Annotated in this window: 19 protein-coding genes; 3 read left to right on the forward strand and 16 right to left on the reverse strand. The window is 48.1% G+C overall.

Annotated features, from left to right (window positions below; translation table 11 throughout):
- Positions 1-15: 15 nt before the first annotated feature.
- The 11 genes from cas8a1 to ACM1PF_RS24130 all read right to left on the reverse strand — a co-directional run bounded on the left by cas8a1 (position 16) and on the right by ACM1PF_RS24130 (position 17175).
- Complete coding sequence (gene cas8a1, locus ACM1PF_RS24080; RefSeq protein ID WP_416667845.1) at positions 16-1551, reverse strand: type I-MYXAN CRISPR-associated Cas8a1/Cmx1; 1536 nt, start codon at positions 1549-1551, stop codon at positions 16-18.
- Positions 1552-1557: 6 nt separating this feature from the next.
- Positions 1558-3777, reverse strand: coding sequence for a CRISPR-associated helicase Cas3' (gene cas3 / locus ACM1PF_RS24085; RefSeq protein ID WP_416667848.1), 2220 nt, complete (start codon positions 3775-3777; stop codon positions 1558-1560).
- Positions 3767-4420, reverse strand: a complete 654-nt coding sequence (cas6, locus tag ACM1PF_RS24090; protein ID WP_416667851.1) for a type I-MYXAN CRISPR-associated protein Cas6/Cmx6 — start codon at positions 4418-4420, stop codon at positions 3767-3769. The genes cas3 and cas6 overlap by 11 nt, the downstream gene beginning before the upstream one ends.
- Positions 4421-4424: 4 nt before the next feature.
- Positions 4425-5396 carry a helix-turn-helix transcriptional regulator gene (locus ACM1PF_RS24095; protein ID WP_416667854.1) on the reverse strand — a complete coding sequence of 324 codons (972 nt, stop codon included), beginning with the start codon at positions 5394-5396 and terminating at the stop codon, positions 4425-4427.
- Positions 5397-5607: 211 nt separating this feature from the next.
- A complete protein-coding gene (locus ACM1PF_RS24100) occupies positions 5608-7491 on the reverse strand; it encodes an NERD domain-containing protein (RefSeq protein WP_416667856.1) in 1884 nt (627 codons plus the stop codon).
- Between the two features lie 91 nt (positions 7492-7582).
- The gene (locus ACM1PF_RS24105) at positions 7583-8674 is read right to left on the reverse strand and encodes a type IV pilin-like G/H family protein (RefSeq protein ID WP_416667859.1); all 1092 of its coding nucleotides are present in this window, start codon (positions 8672-8674) and stop codon (positions 7583-7585) included.
- A gap of 90 nt (positions 8675-8764) precedes the next feature.
- Entirely contained in the window at positions 8765-11893 is a 3129-nt protein-coding gene (locus ACM1PF_RS24110; RefSeq protein ID WP_416667862.1) for a BPTD_3080 family restriction endonuclease, read from the reverse strand.
- 18 nt (positions 11894-11911) lie between these two features.
- The gene (locus ACM1PF_RS24115; protein ID WP_416667865.1) at positions 11912-12247 is read right to left on the reverse strand and encodes a hypothetical protein; all 336 of its coding nucleotides are present in this window, start codon (positions 12245-12247) and stop codon (positions 11912-11914) included.
- Positions 12248-12268: 21 nt separating this feature from the next.
- On the reverse strand, positions 12269-14917 hold the full coding sequence (locus tag ACM1PF_RS24120; protein ID WP_416667868.1) for a site-specific DNA-methyltransferase: 2649 nt from the start codon (positions 14915-14917) through the stop codon (positions 12269-12271).
- A gap of 119 nt (positions 14918-15036) precedes the next feature.
- Positions 15037-15264: a helix-turn-helix domain-containing protein gene (locus ACM1PF_RS24125; protein ID WP_416667871.1), complete on the reverse strand. Its 228-nt coding sequence runs from the start codon at positions 15262-15264 to the stop codon at positions 15037-15039.
- A 204-nt stretch (positions 15265-15468) separates the two neighbouring features.
- Positions 15469-17175, reverse strand: coding sequence for a DUF262 domain-containing protein (locus ACM1PF_RS24130; RefSeq protein WP_416667874.1), 1707 nt, complete (start codon positions 17173-17175; stop codon positions 15469-15471).
- Between the two features lie 209 nt (positions 17176-17384).
- Here ACM1PF_RS24130 and ACM1PF_RS24135 point away from each other — a divergent pair, with 209 nt between their 5' ends.
- Together ACM1PF_RS24135 and ACM1PF_RS24140 are read left to right on the forward strand one after the other, a co-directional pair.
- Positions 17385-17579, forward strand: a complete 195-nt coding sequence (locus ACM1PF_RS24135) for a hypothetical protein (RefSeq protein ID WP_416667877.1) — start codon at positions 17385-17387, stop codon at positions 17577-17579.
- Between the two features lie 113 nt (positions 17580-17692).
- Entirely contained in the window at positions 17693-18073 is a 381-nt protein-coding gene (locus tag ACM1PF_RS24140) for an AbrB family transcriptional regulator (protein WP_416667879.1), read from the forward strand.
- A gap of 35 nt (positions 18074-18108) precedes the next feature.
- On the opposite strand, the gene ACM1PF_RS24145 is transcribed toward ACM1PF_RS24140, so the two are convergent.
- Both ACM1PF_RS24145 and ACM1PF_RS24150 read right to left on the reverse strand, forming a co-directional pair.
- Positions 18109-18360, reverse strand: a complete 252-nt coding sequence (locus ACM1PF_RS24145; protein ID WP_416667882.1) for a hypothetical protein — start codon at positions 18358-18360, stop codon at positions 18109-18111.
- Positions 18353-18547: a hypothetical protein gene (locus ACM1PF_RS24150; RefSeq protein WP_416667885.1), complete on the reverse strand. Its 195-nt coding sequence runs from the start codon at positions 18545-18547 to the stop codon at positions 18353-18355. The genes ACM1PF_RS24145 and ACM1PF_RS24150 overlap by 8 nt, the downstream gene beginning before the upstream one ends.
- A gap of 366 nt (positions 18548-18913) precedes the next feature.
- Between ACM1PF_RS24150 and ACM1PF_RS24155 the strand changes: the two genes are divergently transcribed.
- Positions 18914-19246, forward strand: a complete 333-nt coding sequence (locus tag ACM1PF_RS24155; protein WP_416667888.1) for a hypothetical protein — start codon at positions 18914-18916, stop codon at positions 19244-19246.
- Here the strand turns inward: ACM1PF_RS24155 and ACM1PF_RS24160 are convergent.
- The 3 genes from ACM1PF_RS24160 to ACM1PF_RS24170 all read right to left on the reverse strand — a co-directional run bounded on the left by ACM1PF_RS24160 (position 19235) and on the right by ACM1PF_RS24170 (position 20709).
- Complete coding sequence (locus ACM1PF_RS24160; protein WP_416667891.1) at positions 19235-19420, reverse strand: hypothetical protein; 186 nt, start codon at positions 19418-19420, stop codon at positions 19235-19237. The two genes, ACM1PF_RS24155 and ACM1PF_RS24160, sit on opposite strands and share 12 nt — an antisense overlap.
- A gap of 40 nt (positions 19421-19460) precedes the next feature.
- Positions 19461-20177, reverse strand: a complete 717-nt coding sequence (locus tag ACM1PF_RS24165; protein WP_416667894.1) for a hypothetical protein — start codon at positions 20175-20177, stop codon at positions 19461-19463.
- An 82-nt stretch (positions 20178-20259) separates the two neighbouring features.
- Positions 20260-20709: an excalibur calcium-binding domain-containing protein gene (locus ACM1PF_RS24170; RefSeq protein ID WP_416667896.1), complete on the reverse strand. Its 450-nt coding sequence runs from the start codon at positions 20707-20709 to the stop codon at positions 20260-20262.
- Between the last annotated feature and the right edge of the window lie 43 nt (positions 20710-20752).

Here is a 20752-nt window from a genome sequence, read left to right on the forward strand (position 1 = left end):
TGTCAGTGAGATAAATTACTGGACGTTGGCAGTTTCGTCGGTAGAGGTTTGTTCAATCTCTTGTTCAATCTGAGACTTTTCTTCCTGGCTTTGCCCTTGGTAAGTAGCTATGGCAAGGAGTGCTAAATCTCTTGCCTTACGCCAGTTTGACTCTTGATGAAGCCACCAAAACACCTGTGATCCACTAGATAAAGCTGCCTTACTCCGAAACTGGCTCAGGAAATCCACCAAAGCTGTAGCAAATTCTTGTTGAGTGCTGGGTCGCTGTAGGCGGTAAATCACCTTGTTAGTAATTTGTTCCCAATCAGGTTGACGACCTTGACGCTTTGCTTGATCAATCTGTTGACCACGATATTTTCTAAACGCCCCTTGCACTGCATCAAATAAAATTTGCTCATCAACATTTAAGTATTCACTCATTATAATTAGCCCTCTCCTATCTTCTGGATAGATCGTGTTTGACTTGCGAAACTCAAAAAAACCGTTATACCAAGTCTTGTCCAAAATTAAGTTGTCAGAAATCCAGGCTAAAACTTTAGACTCTGCCAGCCAAACTCCTTCACCATCCTGTTTAGAACGGAGCCTTGGTTTAAGATTCTGATATGCAATTCGATATAAACTCAGCGCATCATCCTTTAGTGGAACTCGATATACTGCCTGCTTGATGAAAGATTGATTTCCATTCCAAGGCTGACTACCCAATTGATAAACTTCGCAGTAGTTCACCTTAAATAGATACGAGTCATCTAGTTGTCTTTCGTCAAGGAGAAACCTTAAAGCAGCTTCTCCTGCACTACTAGCTCTAAATTTGCCATAAGCCGATCCGAAATTGGCGTAAATCTTGCTAGGTAATTTTTGACGGAGCTTTGCCCATACCTTTAAGTTTTGCACTTCAGGAATTACGATTGCAGATCTGCTCTTTCCGTTAAAGATAGGCAACTGGTAGTATCCGCAAGCGAGAGGCAAAAAAAGTAATGCTAGAAAATTACTAGATGATTCTTTGTAGGAGCCATTGACAAAGCATTCCTCCAAACCAGGTAGTATTTGGGTCTTGACTTCTGGTTTTCCGGAGCTAAAGTCTTTTGCCCGTTTTGCTGCTTCTGTGTAATAGCAGGAATTCAGCAATGTATAGCTTACAGAAATTTCGGGTTTGTCTGATTCAATCATGAAATTCAGCGTTTGTGTTTTGTAAAATTTCTTTTTTCCTTGTTTAGGCTTACTGGGATCTTCCACAAAACTTTTCTGCTGACCATGTTGTAGGAACGAAGACAACATCCCTTGATTGAAGGTAAAACATCCCTGTTCATCAAGATTTAAAGCTGGAGCAATTAATAGCCCACGTTTAATTTGATAAGTCTGCTCCAAAAGCCATTGAATAGCTTCTTGGTCACTTCCTTCCCACGATAATTTCACAGCATCTTCTGTCACCTCCCATTGCATTGGGGCATCAGTTGGGGCGATCGCTGACAACGCCAGAGCAAGTCCAGCAATACCTGCTCGATGGGGAAGCAAAGTGTTTGGATCGAAGATTGACAATACAAGTTCAGTCAAAATTAATCACCTCCTGCCCAGTTGATAAGCGCCAATATCCGATGAGTAGCCCCAAGCATCTGCCGGAGCCACCGGATACCGCCGACATTTCTTCCAACCTTTGGTTTGCTTACCATTCACCATCAACGGCACTGTGTAGCGTGGCAATAGCTTCGCCGGTAACTTCTCTATCGTTTTCACATCCTGCTCTAGCAGTACTGTTGTGGTGTATCCAGCTTCCCGCAGTGAGGCTGGGTAGGTGCGCCATTCACCATCCAGCCATACAGAGTCACGATCCGGTTTACCTTGGACGGCTGCTTGCTCCAACCACGAAGCTAGGTCTGCCTGACACACCTCTCCCCCAAAGCTTTGAAGCAGAGCAATCCCCATATCTAACTCGTCCTGTCTATAGGGAAAGTCCACTTTTTCATCGGGGTAGAACAGTGCATCGAGGGCATGTCCACAATAGCGACGGTTTAAGCGTCCGAGTCGTTGAATAAGACCCGCAGGATCGGAAATTTGAGACACCAGCAGAGTGGCAGATAAATCGAGCGACATTTCCGCAACCTGAGTGGCGATCGCCATCACTGCGCCATCGCCCTTAAACCGATCCACGACCTCCCGGTGATGATTGACGCGATCACCATACTTGTAGCGGCTGTGGTAAAGCAACGGTTTTAGACCACGCTGCTGGGCTTCCTCGAATACAGCGATCGCCGTATTCACCTGATTGCACACCCACAAGATCTTGCCACCCTGGTCAAATTCGGCTTTCACCCGTTCCCAATCTGGTGTATCCGCTAAATGAAACCGATAACGCGGCCTTGTTTCTAAGTCTTGTGGACCTTGGATGATTTTGATGGATTCACCTACAGCCTGCTCAATGGCTTGCACCTGCCACGGCAAAAATGAAGCTGACATCAGCAGGATAGGAGCTTTAACCACTTCCAAAAATCGCAGCAATGCCCCAAATAGCTTGTCGTCGTAGCAATGGACTTCATCAAACACAAAAGCAGCTTGGGCGATCGCGGGAAAGCAGTACATCGGGCGACGGTTGCACTGCAACAACCCCAGCACCGTATCCACCGTGCAAACACTAACTTTAGTGTTCCAGGCTTTGAATGATTCTAATTTGGTCTCCAAGTCGTCATCATCACCTGTAGATTGCAGGTGTTCTAAGTCAACGGCTGCACGACCATGTAGCAAAGTTGAGTCCACTTTGTCATGAGCGTAGTCAAGAAAGCCTTCGGTGCTGGTTCCGGTTGTGGGATAGCAGAAAAACAGTTTGCGCCCCACAGCATGGCGTTTCGCCCAGTTGTAAGCTCCTAATGTTTTACCTGTGCCGCAGCCAGCCCTGGCTAACGTGACCCGTGAGGTTGTATTCCCCAACTGCTCTTGAAACGGGCGCAACGATTCGCCGTTCAATCGTTCATTCACGACATGTTGTAGCTCAGGCTCCGTCAGCGTGTAACGAATCTGAGTCTGAATCCACGGTTGGATTTCTACATTGTTTGCAGGGAGCGCTGAACCACTGGTATCCCCTGCCACAAGCAACGCTTTAACAACAGCCGTCAAAACTGGATCAGCATCCCATGTGGCAAGTTGCTGTAAAAGAAGTTGTCTACGCTGTTTGATGTCTGCAATTGTCCAAGTGGTTGGTAAGCCTTGGGGAAGGTCTGAAGCAAGTCCGCAAACTTTCTGTCCATACCGCAGCAAACCCATAAAGTGTCTGTGGTTAGTGTAAAGAAGCAAGCGATCGCCCCGCGTCCACTCATCTACACCAGATTCTCGAATCTCTCCCACTTCATCCGTTTGCTTTCCTGCTGCACCGCCCAGCTTGAGATGATGTCCACCCGCAGCAGCGATCGCCACCATCAAATCGCCATCTCCTGTTGACAACCAATCTCTCAATTCCCAGGACAGCAAGACCGACAGCGCCTCATGCCGCATCAGTTGTGGATGCTCCATTGGGTTCTTGAGCTTGCGAACTACCGCTTGAAAATGGTCATTCGCTTTACCCAAATCATGAAGAAAAGCCGCAAGCCGAGCGGTAGCACGCAAGGTTTTAAAATCCTGAGATAGCCCAAACTGCTTGATTAATCCATCGCCTAATTCATCAAGTAGCGTAGTCACCGCTTCTACAACAGCCGCCGTATGACCAGCTAGGGTATAGGCACCTTTCCACGGCGTTTCCTTTGATTTGGCTAATAGCAATTTGGGTCGTAAAGGTTGGTGTTTAGCTGACATTTGCTTCCTCCATAGGATAAAACCAGCCACAACCAAAATGTTGTCGTCCTCCTAAGCCATGCCACTGCAACTTCAATGAGTCCGATTGATTGAGTCCCTCTATGACTACGCTGTAACCAACGATCTTCTTGTCTCTGATCTGTAATGTGCGTCGTGCTAGATCACCATTTACATCACTTGGAATAAATGCTTGACCACTGACTTCTAAACGTTCTAGCCCCTTCTGGCAAGATTCCAAAAAATATCTAGGTAACTCCACATGATCAATCGCATCCAATTTAAACGTCACCATTCTCGACGCTAAAGTTTTACTTGCTTCCGGCAATGTAATTCTTGGTTGAACTAATCGAATGAGATGACCTCGAATATCAAAAACTTGGTTTTGCAGGAACCGATACCAGGTTTGCATTTGCTCCGATGGGCATCGCAGTCTAAATCGTGATCCTCGATTAAGATAAATCAGGCCTGCTCGATCGGGAACGCCTGGTATGCTACACAGATGAACCTCTGCGGGCAAATCACTGGGGAGTGATTCATCCTTACTTTCTTGAAGTCGCTGCTTAACAGCAGAATATAAAGCATACCCGTGATCCGCAGGTAACGTTTTACCTCGTAGTGAAAACTGAATTTCCAAAAAGTTCATCGCTTTAATTCTCCAAATACTGCCTGCCCATCCCCTCCACCTCTGCCCTGACCAACTCCACCAACTCCGGCGGAGACTGAACGATCGCTCCTTTCCCATACCCCAACACCCACCGCTTCAGGTCGTTTAGTCCTCGCACGAACAGATGCAAGGTAATTGACCCATCCGCATGTTCCTGCACCTCCTGGCTGGGATGCCAGCGACGTTCTCGAACATAAGGGGAAGTCGATGCGTCAAACCAGATTGAAACAGGCATCGGGACACCGCCAGCTTCATGCTGAAAAATCATTTCCAGGTGATCTTTGGCATCAAAGGTAGGGTCAGGTACAAACGTCTCCCCCAGAACCTCAAGCTGTTTGATCCGATCGACTCTGAACCAGCGGATCTCTTGCCGTTGATGGCAGTAACCAATCACATAGGGATTTGTCCCCCGGTAGATGTGCAGCAGGTAGGGGTCGAGCTTGCGCTGGGACACTGCATTGCGGCTGGCTGTGTAGTAAGTCATCTGCACCGTCTTTTGGTAACGGCAAGCTTCCTCTAACCGATGCCAGATATCGGGATCAAGGTCAGTCTCAGCCCCCGATCGAAACAGAATGCGTTCCTCAGCCAACTGCTGTAAGTCCACCCACGTTTGATCTGGTAGCCGTTCACCGAGACGAGCGATCGCAGAGCGTAACTCCTGAGCGTAGGCTGATCCGGCATAAGCTTCCAGCATTCTGGCTCCCAGCGTTAGAGCAAACAATTCACCTTTACTGAGGCTAATGGTCGGCAATCGCCATGCCGAATCAGTATAGTAGTAGCCCTTGGTGCGATGGAATTCGAGGGGAGCATGGTAGCGATCGCGGAGAAAATTGAGGTCACTCCGAATCGTGCGTTCACTCATCTCTAGAGCAGATGCGAGGCTGGATGCCGTTTGCCGCTGCCCAGAACGGAGGAGTTCATCAATTTGCAATAGTCGTTCAAGATGGCGAGACATGGCAGATATCTATCAGACTGGCTCTATCGTAGGTGGGCTACCCTGCAAAAATGTTTCCGGGTTGAAAATGTCAAAAAAAATTTGGGTGGGTATTGAATTGGCATTTGCTGCAAATCTACTTGCGGTTCCCCTATGACAGTGTTCCCAGTTCGTTAGAGAAAATCCTGCAATACTGCGTGATTGTTAACAGAACTTTGTGCAGTTAAACTTTCTAAGCGCTCCTTCGCATTGGTAAGCCGTACAGCAGATCCTGAATCTGATGGGGCGATCGCTGGAGTTTAGCCGCCCTGGTTTTGAACGCAGCAGCCGTCTCCAGGTCATCAATCACACTGAGTAAGTTTCCTAGAGTTGTCACCCGTGAGTATTTCCCAATGCTGTTACTTACAAAAGACACATCCGCCTTTTCGGCAAATACGACCACGCCATAAACCACCACTCGATTCGCGGATACCTCATTTCTCAGCTTCTTCATGACGCTATCGACATAGCCATTGACCTGAGCGTAAGGGTTTGTGCCAACGCTAGCGATAGGAACCTCTGCTCCACTCAGACGTTGAGAAAACCAGGGAGTCAGTTTGGGAGTCCCTCTGGCTTTAATCACACCATCAAAGTTCTTAGCTTCAATCACGACCACATAGGACTTGCCGATGAGAAGAACATCCACAAACTGACGACTCTTACCAGGTTGGACATCCAGGTGAGAGAGAACCAACCACTGTCCCAAATCAAACTTTGAGGTTGATTGCAGCCGATCGACGATGGCCTGCTCAAAGCGATCGAGGTTGGGAGTATCCATTTGTTTGATCGTTTCCTCCAGCGCCGCCTTCTCCTGTTGTATGGCGAGAAGCGATCGCTTAAAATCTTCTTCCCGTTGTTTTGCTGATTCCGCTTCGCGTTGTTTCGCAGCTTCGGCGGACTGTCGCCATTGTTCGAGCAACTGAGTCATTTCGTGGAGTTTTTGATCCTTCTGGCGATTTTGCTGCTGGAGGTGATCCAATAAAGACTGGTTTTGCTCTAGCTGCGTCCTGGCAGAGGCTTGCTGTTTCAGGGCTTTTGCCAACTCCTGTTTAAGCGTTTCAACCGCCTGGGTATTTTGCGAGGAAGACTGGGTTTGAGTTTGAAGCTTCTGCTGTAAGGAGGCGATCGTCTGCCCCCGTTGCTCAATTTCGTCCAGCAGAGCGGACTGAGCTTGCGTGAGTTGCTGGGTGTTGTCAACGGATGCGGTCTGCTGAAGTTGTTGCTCCAGTTTCACAATCTGCTGATTGAGTTGATGGGTTCGTTCATCCTGCTCCTGCTCATAGGTTTGCAGTTGCAGCGCAAAGGATTCCCGTTCTGCAATTAATTCCGTTAGTTGAGCCGATCGCTGTTTCAACTGTCGTCGCAAAATATCATTTTCCCGTCGTGACTGTTGCTGGGCCATCAACGCCTGCTGCTTCTGGACTCCTTTGCGGTGAAGAAGCCACTCAATGAATGACCAGGCGGACAACCCCATCGCCAAAAATAGGGCCGTGGTTAGGCTGTAATATCGGTGGGTTCCACTGTTACTCAGAAGATTACCGACCCAACGCTGATAGTCCTGGGCAAAGGAAGGCGGAATGCCACGAACGTAGTAGACCCGTCCAATGATCTGGCCAGCATTTTGTTGATGGGTTGGCTCGCGGTGGTCTGCACGGGTACTCTGATACGACCACTCGGTTTGCAGGGGAGGCGGATCACGGAGGAGGTCAAAGGGATGATGGTGGAGATTGTCGAGGTGAAGCTCCTGTGACCAGCCTCGCTCGGATTGGGTCATGTGGAGAATCTGCTGATCTGGGCAGACCTGGGCGGTGGTGGTGCAATCTGTAACGACCATGCCAAACAAACCATAGTTGCTGTTCAGAGTACGCTGGATCTCCTCTACGTCATCCTCCAGCAGGGCATAAGACAGCTTAGTGGGCAACATGCTGGAGAGAATGTTGAAATCTGTAGTCTGAACTCGCTGGATGGTTCCATACCAGTAGCTGCGATGGTTAGCCAGGTTAGAAACCGTTGCAATCCCGATCGCCGCTGTGCTGATGAGGGTTAAACGTCCTAATAGGGCAAAGATAGTTTTCACAGAAGTTCACCTTGAGATTAAAGCAGCATTGGAGCGATCGGGGCAGGTTCATCCGTTGGATCTGGCTCCGGGTGAGGTATCCCCACCGTTGTTAATACGCTTTAGACGAGCCAGACGCGCACTGAAGCTCATCACCGTTCACGATGGGGGATGCTGGAGCCGTCTGAGAAGGGGAGTCGCTTTCACACACAATCGATCGGGTGAGTCGATTAATGACTGCAACCGCCCCGGTATAGCTCTTTAGATCGGCTTGCTGGGCAATTGCCGTCACAATTGCCTTATTTGTGCCTTCAAGCACGATGGAGAAGGTATAGTGTTCTGTTTCTTCATCTCTCCCGACATCCAACCCGGCGATCGTGGGTGAGAACCGACCATTTTCGATGTGATACGCCTGTTGTGCTCGATTGATAGAAGCGATGGATGATCTTGCAACACTTCGTGCCAGGGTTTGCTCAAGCTGCCGTTCTAATTCCTTGGATTGTCGCTCTAATTCCTTCAGGTTTCGCTGGGCTTGAGCCTGGGTTGTGGGTCGTCTGACAATCACTTCATATAGACCCCGACTGGATGAGCCTTCACCTGACACAGCTCGACGGGCTGATATGACCTCCCAGCCTTCTGCCCCCAACTGCTGCATCTTATAGTCAAACGACAAATCTTCAACCCCTTCCACTTTGTATTCCCAGACTCCGGGGTTAGGTCGGTTCGCACTCCAAGCACCCACAACCAGAAATAGAAAGATTCCTGCCAGCAGGGTAGTATTGGCGATGTCACGGATTTGAGTGAACTGGTTGAGCAGGGGAAGAACCTTTCCAGCTTGCTTGGGTTGAATCAGCGTTGTGAGGGTTGAACGACTCGATCCATTGGTGCCATTAGTGCCACTGGATGAACTGGGTGAGAGCGTGAAGCTTTCTCGCCAACTCGAATGGCTTTGCCCTGCGGCTTTCCCTTGAACTACAACGCGCTGAATCGATTTTGGGTTGAGGCTATTGAGTCCCTGGCGAATACACTCCACCAAAGTCGATTGATCCGGTTTGGTTTTCGCCTCCGCAACGATCGTCAAACATTCTCCTGCTGTTGTAGCAGTGACGGTAATCCCTTTGGGTTGCAGCGTTTTGTTCATCAGTGCGGCGATCGCTACCGGATTCCCTTGTTTTGCTGAATCTAAGCCATTTTCAGTCGTCATTTCTTTCTTTGCCTGGTTTGATATTCTTTATCCTTGAAGCATTCATGAAAGAGGAGAGATTACTGTTCAAATTCATGCTGACTCTAATTTCTAAAACCGTTCGATCGCTTCATCCATTAACTGCCTGACATCCTTCAATCCACACATGGCGTATTGCCAGTGCCCATACCTGCCATCGGCGTTGACTGCACTCACCCAACGTTCTGCTGCATCCCGTTTCACATCCCGTAGCGGGTCATATCCTTTGGTTTCCAGAATGAAGTAGCAGGGCTGCTCAGTCTTAAGCCGAATGATGAAATCAGGCAAATAATCATGGGGTTGTCCGTTGTGGACATAGGGAATGGCAAAGCCCAATCCAGCATTTTTGACAAAGGCTGCCGTCGCGGGGTGGGTATCAATGATGTAAGCTGCGGCCTGTTCCCATTGCCAGGTATCCGCCACCACTGCATTGACATGAGAGTGAACCACCTCCCGCACAGGTTTACTCGTCCAGAAGTTCACATCCTCGGTTGAGCAGTGCCCTCGATGGGATTCATAGCGGGGAACCTCTGGGGCTTCACCTTGCTCGGTATTGGGTCGAATAGCATGAACCAACTGTTCAATCACCCAGCCATAGTAGGGAGACAAGAATACATCGATCAGTTCAGCCGGTTTCACCGGAACCACCTTTTCACTCAGGTAGCGATCGCAGATGTGACGAAGCTGGGGAAACAGAACATGGGCTGGAGCTTGATAGCTGCCTGATTCCACATAGCTTTTGGTTAACCCACCTGCCAGATCAAACACCAACTCTTGAAAGCGACGACCTTTGCGATAAGGATTGAGATCTACACTCTCCAGCTTGCCTGGCCCCGACAGAGACGGTCTACCCTGATTGTTGGGTAAGGTTGCCTTCATCTGCACTTCAGGGGCAATCTTAAAGGGGTCAAGCTTCAAAGGGGCGATCGCCTCCCAATCCACCGCCACACGATTGCGAATGGACTGGGTATAGCCTTCAACTCTAGGAATCTCAATTTTGTACTGTGCTTTGCCAGGAACCGCATAAATTCGATGCCGCTTTTCCTTCTTGGGGCTGGCTGTATTGGGATTCGCCTTGTAGGGAATGATGTCAAAGGGCACACCAAAGATTTTGGCAACCTCTTCACTCATCAGCCCGGTTTCTTCATTGAGGTCGTAGCTGGCACGACGCAACCCCCGTCCCACCACCTGCTCACAGAGAAGCTGCGACATAAAGGGACGAAGCCCAATGATATGCGTCACGGTATTACAATCCCAGCCTTCGGTGAGCATCCCAACAGAGACAATGCAGCGTACATCACGCCCTGGAGGATGCAAAGGTCTACCCAACTTCAGTGCCAACGCCTCAAATCCGTCCGGGTAGATCGGGTTGCCCTGTTTGTCACACGTCCAAGCCCAACTGCCCACCGTATCGAGGGTGTAGCGCATCCACCGGGATTCATCCGACTTGGAAGCCCCAGACTCCATCTCCTGCACCACTTTGGAATCAACCCGAATGGTGTTAATTTGTTCGTCTTGATTGCGGAAGCCCTCAATTTTGCAGGGGGAGATGTGAGAAGCTTGTTTACCTTCTGCCAGCCACTCATAGATCACCTTGGCGATCGCAGTGTTTTTACACACCAAAATGAACACAGGCGGTCTTGGATCTTCACGATCTGGGTCTTGCTCCCATTCCAGCCGATTCTCTTCCCATAACCCTCCCAGCATGGCGATCGGGTGTTGAGCATACTTAAGAATGGCATCAGGCTTGGGATTAGATTTCTTGCCCCCTCGCTCAGCAGGAGTGAGCTTATCCATCACCCATTTCCAGATGTTGAAATAGCCAGGAATTTCATGTCCGGTAGTATCTCGAACCGCAAGCTGAGGGATTTTGACTAATCCTGCTTCGATCGCATCCATCAAGCTAAAGTCAGATACCACCCAGGGAAAGGGCTTATTGGCATCTTTGCCCACTCGACTGAGGTAGTAGGGTGTTGCAGAAAGATCGACACAGAAATTAATGCCGCGATGCTGATGAATGCGGTCTAAGCCCTCGACCCAGATAGTCGCTTCCTGCTGTTCATACTCACTGACTTCATCCTCGTCATCGGCTTCATCGTTTTCCGCTGGACGAATGCGATAGGCGTGATGGGCTTCATCATTGAGAATCAAAATATTTTGTTTGCCACCCACTTCCCGTCCTAGAATGCGATGAATCCAGGCTGTATCACTCTCAACGTAGCGAACAGACTCTACCTTGACTGATTCCAGGTTGCCTTGCTTGTCACGTTTCTCTTCGACCACTGCCAACATTCCCTGAGCGATTTGGAGATTCAGGGTTTCTTCAGTCAGGTAGCGTTTTCCCCGTGCAGTGTCATTTTTAGCGGCAATGCGAATGGTTTCAGTGGTGTAGAGAGGAACTCCCACCCGACTCACCTTGGCAGGTGCATCCCCAGATGTTTGAGGTGATCGCTTCTCAAAGACGTGCCAGTTCGTCGTCAGAATTCTGCCCTGGCGCAGGCGATCCATTAATTCAGCAGGCACCAGGTCACGGGTACGATAAAGGCTGGCTTCCCCCCGTTCTGGATCAAGTTCACCCAGGCGATCGCGGATTGTCACATTTGGGCAGACAATCAGCACCACATCAGAAAATCGAGCATCGCTGCGATCATTGACCTTGTTGAGAATACTCCAGGCACACAGCATTCCCATAACAGTCGTTTTGCCGCTTCCGGTTGCCATCTTGCAGGCGTAGCGCGTAAAGGCTTTGATGCCCTCGGATTGCTGCTGCTCTGTAGGTTCATCCGTTGGAATAGAAATGCCTTGCAGAAAATCAGCTCGCGCCTCTTTGAGGAAAATGATGGTTTCCACCGCTTCCAGTTGAGCATAGAACAGCCGCCGTTCTCGCCCTTCTCGCTGCCAGTAGTGGAGCAATTCATGGGTCGTACGAGTCACGCCGGGATAGTCCTGCGATCGCCATTCCTGCACCCGCTGGCGGATGTAGTTGACCAGCACCATTTCATAGCCAGGGTCAAACTCTTTAGAAAGAGCCAGAACCTGATCGCTTAAGTCCCAGGTGATTTCCCCTTCACGCGGCGGATAGACAATTGCAGGTCTACGCCCATCGCGCAGTTGCGGTTCTTCTCCTTCCCGTAGAAACCAGTAGCGATCGGGTTGGGCAAAAGGAGAATTGAGGATAGGAGTATCAACTTCGTAGGTCATGACTGCACCACTGTCTCCTTAGCAACCCAGCACCGATTTGAGCAAGCGTTTCATGTCTCCAGAGATGGGTAGCCAATCAATTTCCCTGCATAGCTGAGAGCAAGATTCACCGTTTTGGAGCCGTTGCATGTAGATGCCCTTAAGCAGTTCTTCTAACCCAAACTTGGTCAGCATCTCGGCAGCCAAACCAATGATGCCAAGGAAAATGATCCCACCAATCATGCCACCAGGGCCAAGCAACGCCAATGCAGCCGTAATCGCAGCCGCTCCAGTCAAACCTGTTGTTGCCATGACGATTAGCAACACGATCGCCGGTAAACCAATTCCAGCCGCCTTTCTCACAAACTCATCCATAATCACCTTTCCTCAAATCATTTAGAGAGATTTCACAACCAGTAATTCATTTCCCCGCTCATCAATCACCTTCACCGCGATTTGACGATGCGCTCCCGGCTCAAAGGAGGCACTCAAGGTTCCAGCCAAATGCCCCCATAACGATTCTTCATAGGTCTTACGCAACGACTTTTTGAGGTTGTCCCAGGCTTGCGTTTTGGGAAAGAAAGCCTGACACACATGGAAGCAAAGCCCGTTATAGTCCGTATCCAGGAACCAGGCAGGTACATCATCGCCGCGTCGGTGATAGGGTTCCATTGATACTGGGTCAAACACATCTAAACCAACCAGGGCAACTCGATACTTTTCATCCACTCGCTGAATGCTGACATCGGGCAAACCACACACGCTGAAGATCTGAGAACTCTTCATGTTCTTGAGCAAATCACCCATCAGCAGATCTGGAGTTGCCTGAACATAGGTGGCTGGAATGCCAGTTACCGCATCACAGTTATCGATCAACTTACGGGCATTGGGATGGATGGCAAAGCCAATCACATAGAGATGGGTATAGCGTTTGTTGCTGGCTTCATCAGCGGCTCTGTAAACCAGATGTTCCACAACTGCTGCATTTTCAGGACCAAAGACCAGAGCGACGGGCTGCTCATCAACGATCGCTTCAGCGGATAGGGAGAGAGATTTCGCAGGTTTGCGGATCGTCTTAAAGGTAATAGTGCGATTGCCTTCAAGCCTTAAAACCGGACTCTTGCGGAGAATTTCTAAGAGGCGATCGGTGAAGGAAGTTTCATCATTAAGCTGAATCGCTTGATGTCCGTTTCCATTCCCATTTCCGTTTCCATTCCCATTCGCTGATTCATCTAAATCGACTGGAACCGGAATGGTGGCTTCAACTGTAAAGGCTCCAGTGATACGGGTAATGCCGTTGAGAGTTTCAGGGCGATCGACCAGGATTTCTTCATCAGGGGGTTCGTCATTGGCAATGCTCTTAAGCGTGATGTGTGGGACAATGCCGCCCACTTCTTCTCCCTTTTTGTTTTGCTTACGCTTGTAAACAAAGCCACCTGCCGGACCACGCGATTCGTCTTTGAGATCGTAGTAAGGAAAAGTTGCTGTCAGAAGGCGTTGACGTGCCAGCGCGAGAGGAACACGGCTTACATCACAAGTAATCCAGCGTCGTCCCCACTGTTCAGCAACATAAGCCATACTACCGCTTCCGCAAGTTGGGTCAAGAATAAGATCACCTGGATCGGTAGTCATCAGTATGCATCGTTGAAGCACACGCCGTGCAGTTTGAACTACATAAGTTTTGTCAGCTCCAAAACTTTCGATCGTGTCTGTCCAATTGTTAGTAAGTGTAGAAAATGGATAATCTGACAAGTAAACTACAAAGCGTAAAGTGTTCCCAATCTGAATCAATCGTCTCTGTTGACGAAGTCTTTCAATACCTTGAGGATTAGTTGACCATCCACGTCTCGGTCTAAATATCTTTCCTTCAAACTCAATTGGAAAGTTTGATGCATCACTACCACTTGCAGATTCTAATGCTCGGTGAGTAAAAACTTTTGCACCCAACGGTATTTCTTGGTCAGGCGAGAATCTTGCACGTTCACCATTAGCACTTTCAATCCATAGAGCCTGCGATCTAGCTGCCCAACCTCCGTCACCTATCCATATGTTATTGAGTTTTACTAAGCTAATATCACGAGCATACCAAAGGAGAAAATCTGAAACTGATGACAAACCTTTATCTGTTTGAGCACCTCCTCTTAGAAAGCTAATTTGAGAGACTAGGTTTTCTGCACCAAACACCTCATCCATCAATTCCCGAACATGGTGCAAATTCTCATCCCCAATCTGCACAAACACACTACCACTGGATGTCAGTAGCTCCCTTGCCAACACCAACCGATCGCGCAAGTAGCTCAAATAGGAGTGCAGTCCCATATCCCAGGTATCCCGATACGCCTTCACCATCTCCGGCTCACGGGTCATGTCTCCATCTTCGTTATGCTTGACATCCCGCTTACGGACAAAGGGTTGAAAGTTAGAGCCAAACTTGACTCCATAGGGCGGGTCAATATAAATCATCTGCACCTGCCCCCCTAGCCCTTCGTATTCCAGCAGGGAGTTCATCACCACCAGCGAATCCCCCAGGATCATGCGGTTCACCCACTTATCCCGGTGTTCATAGGCTTTGAGGACTTGATCAGTAATGGGATGCTGTGGATCGCCCCATAAGTCCAAACCCAACTGATCACCCCCTTTTTTATGTCCTCTAAGGGTTTCAATAATCGCTTGAGTAGAGAGCCGTTCATGCACAAACAGCGGTAAGGTTGGCACATCAAAGGAGAGCCGTTCTGCTTTACCAGTCCAATTGAGAAACGGTTGACTGAGTGCCTTCAGTTTGGCTGCTGCCGCTTTCGCCGCGTCGAGTGAACCGGCTGCCAGAATTTCAGCGATGAAGGCTTCTGCCTGGTCACGAGTGGGGTGATTGTCCCAATCCAGCATAGGGGACAGGGAGGAATCGTAGCGATAGGTTTTAGGGGATTTATGCTTACTTTTGGGGAAGCGTGGTTGCGTCCCTACATCAGGACGTAAGGGGCTATCTGATTCTGGATGGTTGTAACTCTGTGCGTCTTTGTTCGATTGAACCGTCTTTCGTCTAGCCATTTTGTTGACTTCCCTAAAACTTTGCACATTCCTAAGCAGCACCTATGATACAGTGCCTTTTTTGACATGAAAAGGAGTGAGTGCAGCACGGCACTCGATCGCATTACAGATAAATTGAATTAACTAGAAAAATACTTCGTGAGCAAATCCTGTCCAGATTCACCCATCTGTTCAAGTAGTCCGCGAATGGACTGGAGGGCGAGTCGAGAGGGTTTGGCGCGTCGGTTTTCCCAACGATTGACCGTTGGAAAGGTAACACCGAGATGGGCGGCAAACTGCTCTTGAGTCAATTCCAACCGTTGGCGGAGTTCCAAAATCAAATCTGCACTATCTTGCGGACGGGTCACAGCTTTGGAGGATACGTTATTGATCATGTTTCATAAATCACCCTATAAAGAGTGATATCAGTATGATTCCCGCATCCTTGACAAAAGCAACACAGAAGTGTCAGAGAACGATGAAGTGGCAAATGACCTTAACCCAGCTTCTTGATGTGGTAAGGGCTGGGTAAGGTAAGGCAGTAGACCAGAATCAACCGCTGGTGAAGCACTCTACTTTTTGTAGTAGTCCAATTTCCAAATCTCACATGCAGCCTTAGCCATCTTAGTCTGTCGTTCTTCAATTTGTTTTGGACCCCAGATAGAATATTCCAAAATTTCTTGCGTGATCTCCAACTTAGAATAGGAAAAAGCCTTGGAACATTTGTCCTGGAATGAGCTATTCCCAATACTGCGATTTCTTTTGGAGTCAAGTAGGGTTAGATTGCCAAGTCTATAAATATACTGCCTAGAATCTGTTTTGTTGAATTTTGCCAACCAAATATCATTAGGCTTTTGTGGAAGAATATGTTCGAGATTCACTTCGGTTGCATCAGGGTTTGCAATCAACTCTTTATGCCCTGAGTAATAGCTATTTAATTCTTGCAAAATGTATCGTGCTAACTCAGTATGATTTTTATCAAAACTTCTCTTCTGAAAAGCTTCAAAGAAAAAATCATCATCAGGATAAAGCTTTTCTAACTTTTCAAAAACTTCCTTTAGATTTTTGGGTTTATTCTTTCGGATGAATACAGAAATCTCACTGTATAAAGCCTCAATTTTAGGATTGAGATTACAAATCACATTATATCGGAAAGAGAAAATAACAATCATCCTTAAAAATTTAAGGAATAAGCTACCTGTAAAGGTTTCTTTCGCAGCGAGTAAAGCAGGATAACATTCACTAACATCAAAAAGACGCAACTTTCTAATTTGGTTCTTGACATCCAGATGGTAGGAATACCATACAGAACTTTGTGGATTCTTGAATCCACTGTATATTTCCGCTGATTCATATAGCGAATTTACAAAGTCAAGAACATCTAATGGTTTTTTAAGCTTAGTTGATACTTTGCGGAACAGATCTTTTTCACTTACATAGCCGTACTTTGACATCCAGTAGTGATGAATAAATTTTGTTAAATCAAACTTATCTATTTCACGATTGATTTCCACCCATTGTTTCTGAACATCCAGGAGTTTGTCAGACGATTTGGAAAATAAGTGATTTTTGAGCAAATCTGCAACAGATAGTTGTAATCCTCTATTATTTAGAGTTTCAAAAATCAAATATGAATTTGATTCATCAGCTACTGAAATCACAATTGAATTTAATTTGTCTCTGATACATTCTTCAAGCTGAATTAAGGTTTCTATAAAATCTTTTGCCTTTGATGCGCGTTCATGAACTTTTTTATGTAGAAGCAAGTATGCAGAGAGCATCAGCTTATTTGACTTACGCTGCCCTTGAGACATCTTTTTATTTTGATTCTTTAGAAAAGAGATATCTTTAGGCTCAATGAAATTTTCTTGATAAAATTGATTGTTTGTATCGTTAAGAATTATTTTTGGCTCAGTTCTTCGGGTGCGTGAGTCTAGAGAGCCTAAATAGTTTTGCGAAATGATCAAAGCTAACTGCGAGTCTCCCTGATCTGTAGCAATATCTCGAATCACACACATTAGTAGGGAAACTGTTGTCATACGCTGTTGCCCATCGATTAGCTCAAGTTTAGGCTTGTTGGAGTTATTAACAACAATTGCACCAAAGAAGTGTTCATTTCGATTTTCATCAATTGTATTTACAATGTCAGTCCACAATTCTTCAACTTCTGTATCTGTCCAGGAGTAGTCACGCTGAAAATTTGGCACTACATAGTAATTGCTCCCAGTCAGTAGTTCACCAAAACTCATGAGTCTGCTATCAATGCTAGTCGTTGGCATTTGAGAACTCCCTCTGAAACATACGTTTAATCCAGGATAAATAAACTTCTCCGTATCGTACACCCCTAGTCCTTACTCCAAACCCAAATATCGCCTTCATAGCGATCGAAGATTTAGCGGTATAATTCCTACCTCCTCCCCCCGATCGCCCACTCAATAACCTCATCAATCTCCAAGTCACACTGAATTGGGATACCTCCATCAATGCCATGAGGCGACAAGCTGGCAGCAGTGGCTCATCCAATAGCCCCTATACCTTTGAGGTGTTCAGATTCGGGGGGATGAGTAGCGGTGAGGGGGGTGGCAGTTCTGGTGGTGGAAATTGCAACACGCCAGGAGACACAGCAGCCGATGGTAGCCGATGTGGGGGTAGAGCCGCCAGTGAAAGACCAGGAGGGCGTTAGAAATAAGCTTCCCGCACTGAGATGAGAAATCACGCCGACCTCTAGGGGTGATCAGCATTATGAATTAAGATACTGTCTGATCATCGATCTCAACTTAACGGCACACGAAAGCAATGGCAATTCCCACCGCTCCCTTAACGGGCAAGGCTCTACTCAAGAAATTGAAAGAACTCTCGCACCTTTCCAAATCGGAAAAGGCACAAGCCTGCGGTTATGGGACTGAGACTAAATCGGGGGAGATCCGCACTAACCTATCGGCATTCATTGAAGCCGTGCTGGAAGCGGAAGGGGTGAGCGTTGATCCAGAACACGCCATAGGCAGGGGAAGAACACCCACCTATCGAGTCACTGTTCATGCCAATGGTCAACTCTTGATTGGCAAAGCGTATACCGAGATGATGGGATTACAGCCAGGGGACGAGTTTGAAGTCAAGTTGGGATACAAACACATTCATCTGGTGAAACTTGCAGCAGGTTCAGGCTCAGAGGAATAACACCAGCCTGTATGTTCTCAGATTGCAGGGCTTGCCTACTTCCTCCCCCCGATCGCCTGCTCAATCATCTCGTAGATCTCCGAATAACGCTCACCCCTGGCAGGTGGTAAAACTCGCCATTGGTCAACGGGACGAGGAATGAAGGTCAGCAATAACCATTGATCACTATCGGGCTGCTCCACCTCCCAGGCGATCTGATTCTCCAGCTTTTTGACTCTGTAACCTTTTTGAACTAATGCAGTGGCGATCGCATTTCCCTGCATCAGCAGAAACTGTTCCCTATTCAAGGGGTCGTCCTCCTTTCCGGCAATGGCGGATCGACTTGCCCTCGTAATGCACCGTAAATGCCGCAGTGGGGTTAATCTTCCGCAGTTGCACAATGATCCGGTCTGCTTCGGCGCGGGTGGTCGCACGGGCACATTCCTTACCGTTTTTGCGAATGCTCCAGGTATACCGTTCAACGTCGTAACTCATACCAACTCCTTGGCAAGTCAAGAATGGGGCGAAGCACTAGCGAAGCTTTCCGCAGGAATCGCCCCTGAACTTTGAACGCTTGTGATCCGTTGGAGAATTGCGGCTCTACACCGCTAGCCTCTGGTGAGTTTGCTCTGGCTGGTCATGCAGGCATTCCCTCCGCGCCTTCTCCAAAACCTTTCCCGGACAGCATTACACCACCAGGGGTTTTTCATCTTTAATTGACGGCACTGCTACGATATCGTTGCAATATGCTTACAATATTACGACAACTGCCGCAAGAAATCAGCTTGTCTGCCAGGATTTTTCAAACTTGGGCAGATCTTCATTGCCGCAATATTGTTGCAATATTAGGAGAGAGGTTAAATGCAGGAGAACCTGGTGGCGGATACGCGAGTCGGTAGTGCAGAGTTTGGCGACTACCACTACAACGAATTTTTGAAATGGAGCTTTGGCGATCGCAAATCCAAGGCGGCATTGTTGCGGGATATTGCAGTGGCCCGAACCGATGCCAACAAGGAACTGCTCGATCGCAAGATTGCCTACTATTGCAACCTGTACGGCTTAACGGAGGAGGAGTTGGTCGATCGGATTCGTCAAGCCGATGAGGATAACATCAGTGTGGCAAAGCTCCATCAAACCCTGGCAGCAGAAGCTGGGCTAAATCCCAAGCAAACCAAACCCTATTCAGGGGAATAAGTAGTCCTTACCGCTAACTCCACCGATACTTCCAAGGCCGCATCGCATTCCCATGCCGCCACACCCTCGCCCAGCCGATCGCGCCTCGATTTCCAGTGCCTCTGCCCTGGCTTCAGCTTCCAGGTATTGCTCACGAGTTGCCGCACAGTCGTCTAGATATTGCGAGTAGACCACTGCATATCCTTTCTGCTGAAACCGTTGCAGGTAACTTGTCTTACTGGGCGAAAATATCAGCTTCGATCGTCCAGACTTTACATTCTTTTATGAGGATCGACCCGTCATCATCAATCGCGTCGATCGTGATAATGGTTTTGCCGTCAACAACATCAATTGATGCGATCGGATCTTCCTCTTCGATTCCCTCATGTCCATACTGCTTCCAAGCTTTTACTCCGTTGCTTGTTCTCAAGTCGTATTGAAAGAGATGCTCGGCTCTACCAGGTAGGTTAGGACTAGTGACAACCAAAAACTCAAAGCCGATCGGTTCATCACCTTCAAAATCAACTCGGATGTTACCAGAAAAGGTCTGCTGAAAATCTAGACCTGTCCAAATGAGAGATGCACGATATTCCTCAGTTCGATTGAGAGGAACGATTGGGCTTGGTTCTACGCTTGGTTCTATGCTTGGTTCTACGATTGGTTCAGCCGCGATTGGTTCAGCCGCGATTGGTTCAGCCGCGATTGGTTGTAACTGCGTAGGTTCAGGTTGCTGCACTTCTGCCTCTCCCTGAGACAAGAATGGAGTTTGAAGCGCAATACAGATAGGAGCAGCAACGATCCCCGTCGCGGCCCAAGCCAGCCATCGAAGAGATGATTGCTTAATCGACTTGCCGTAGAGATGAAAAACGATCGGGCTAACAATCGCCCCAACTACCGCACCCGTTAAAAACCCTACGCCCCCAGCAACGATCAAACTATTTCTATTGTTCACTTTTATCTCCAAAAACTCTGGTTGGTACAACTTAACCCGCTCAAATAGCAAAGTCCGATCGCTTTCACTAGACGCGCTCAAGTCAATCGAATCGGATCAAGTCGCCTCTGACCCAACCAGTTGCGCCGCTACCCGGAAAACCGACAAAATACCAGGTGTATCCCTCGGACACAGCCGATCGCGTTGCCCAAACCCGATCACCGACCAAACCATAATGAGGTGCGTTAGCCGAGGTTGATGGAGTCGATCGGACGTTCACCTGAGAACCTGGAGAAGCCGATAAGACCATCCATCCAGGTATAGTCGATCGGTTGGTTGCCGGAAGATTTGTGGTTGGTCTAGGTGCTGCTGTTCCGCGTCTTGGTAGATTCTGGCACGCAACGCCATCACCATCTCGATCGAGCCTTCTGCTGTAGTTGGCTTGCGCGTCTTCCTGGTAGGCAAAGTCGCTACAGGTTTGCGCTAAGGCTGGTGCGGCAATCAGGGATAAGGCGATCGTGCTTGTCAATAGTATGAATTTGTTTATCTTCATTGAAATTGCTCTGTATGTAAAAATTCAGAAACGTCTAGGATTC

It is taken from the genome of Egbenema bharatensis FJBBOT/2019 (genome assembly GCF_048077055.1).
Taxonomy (GTDB): domain Bacteria; phylum Cyanobacteriota; class Cyanobacteriia; order Elainellales; family Elainellaceae; genus Egbenema; species Egbenema bharatensis.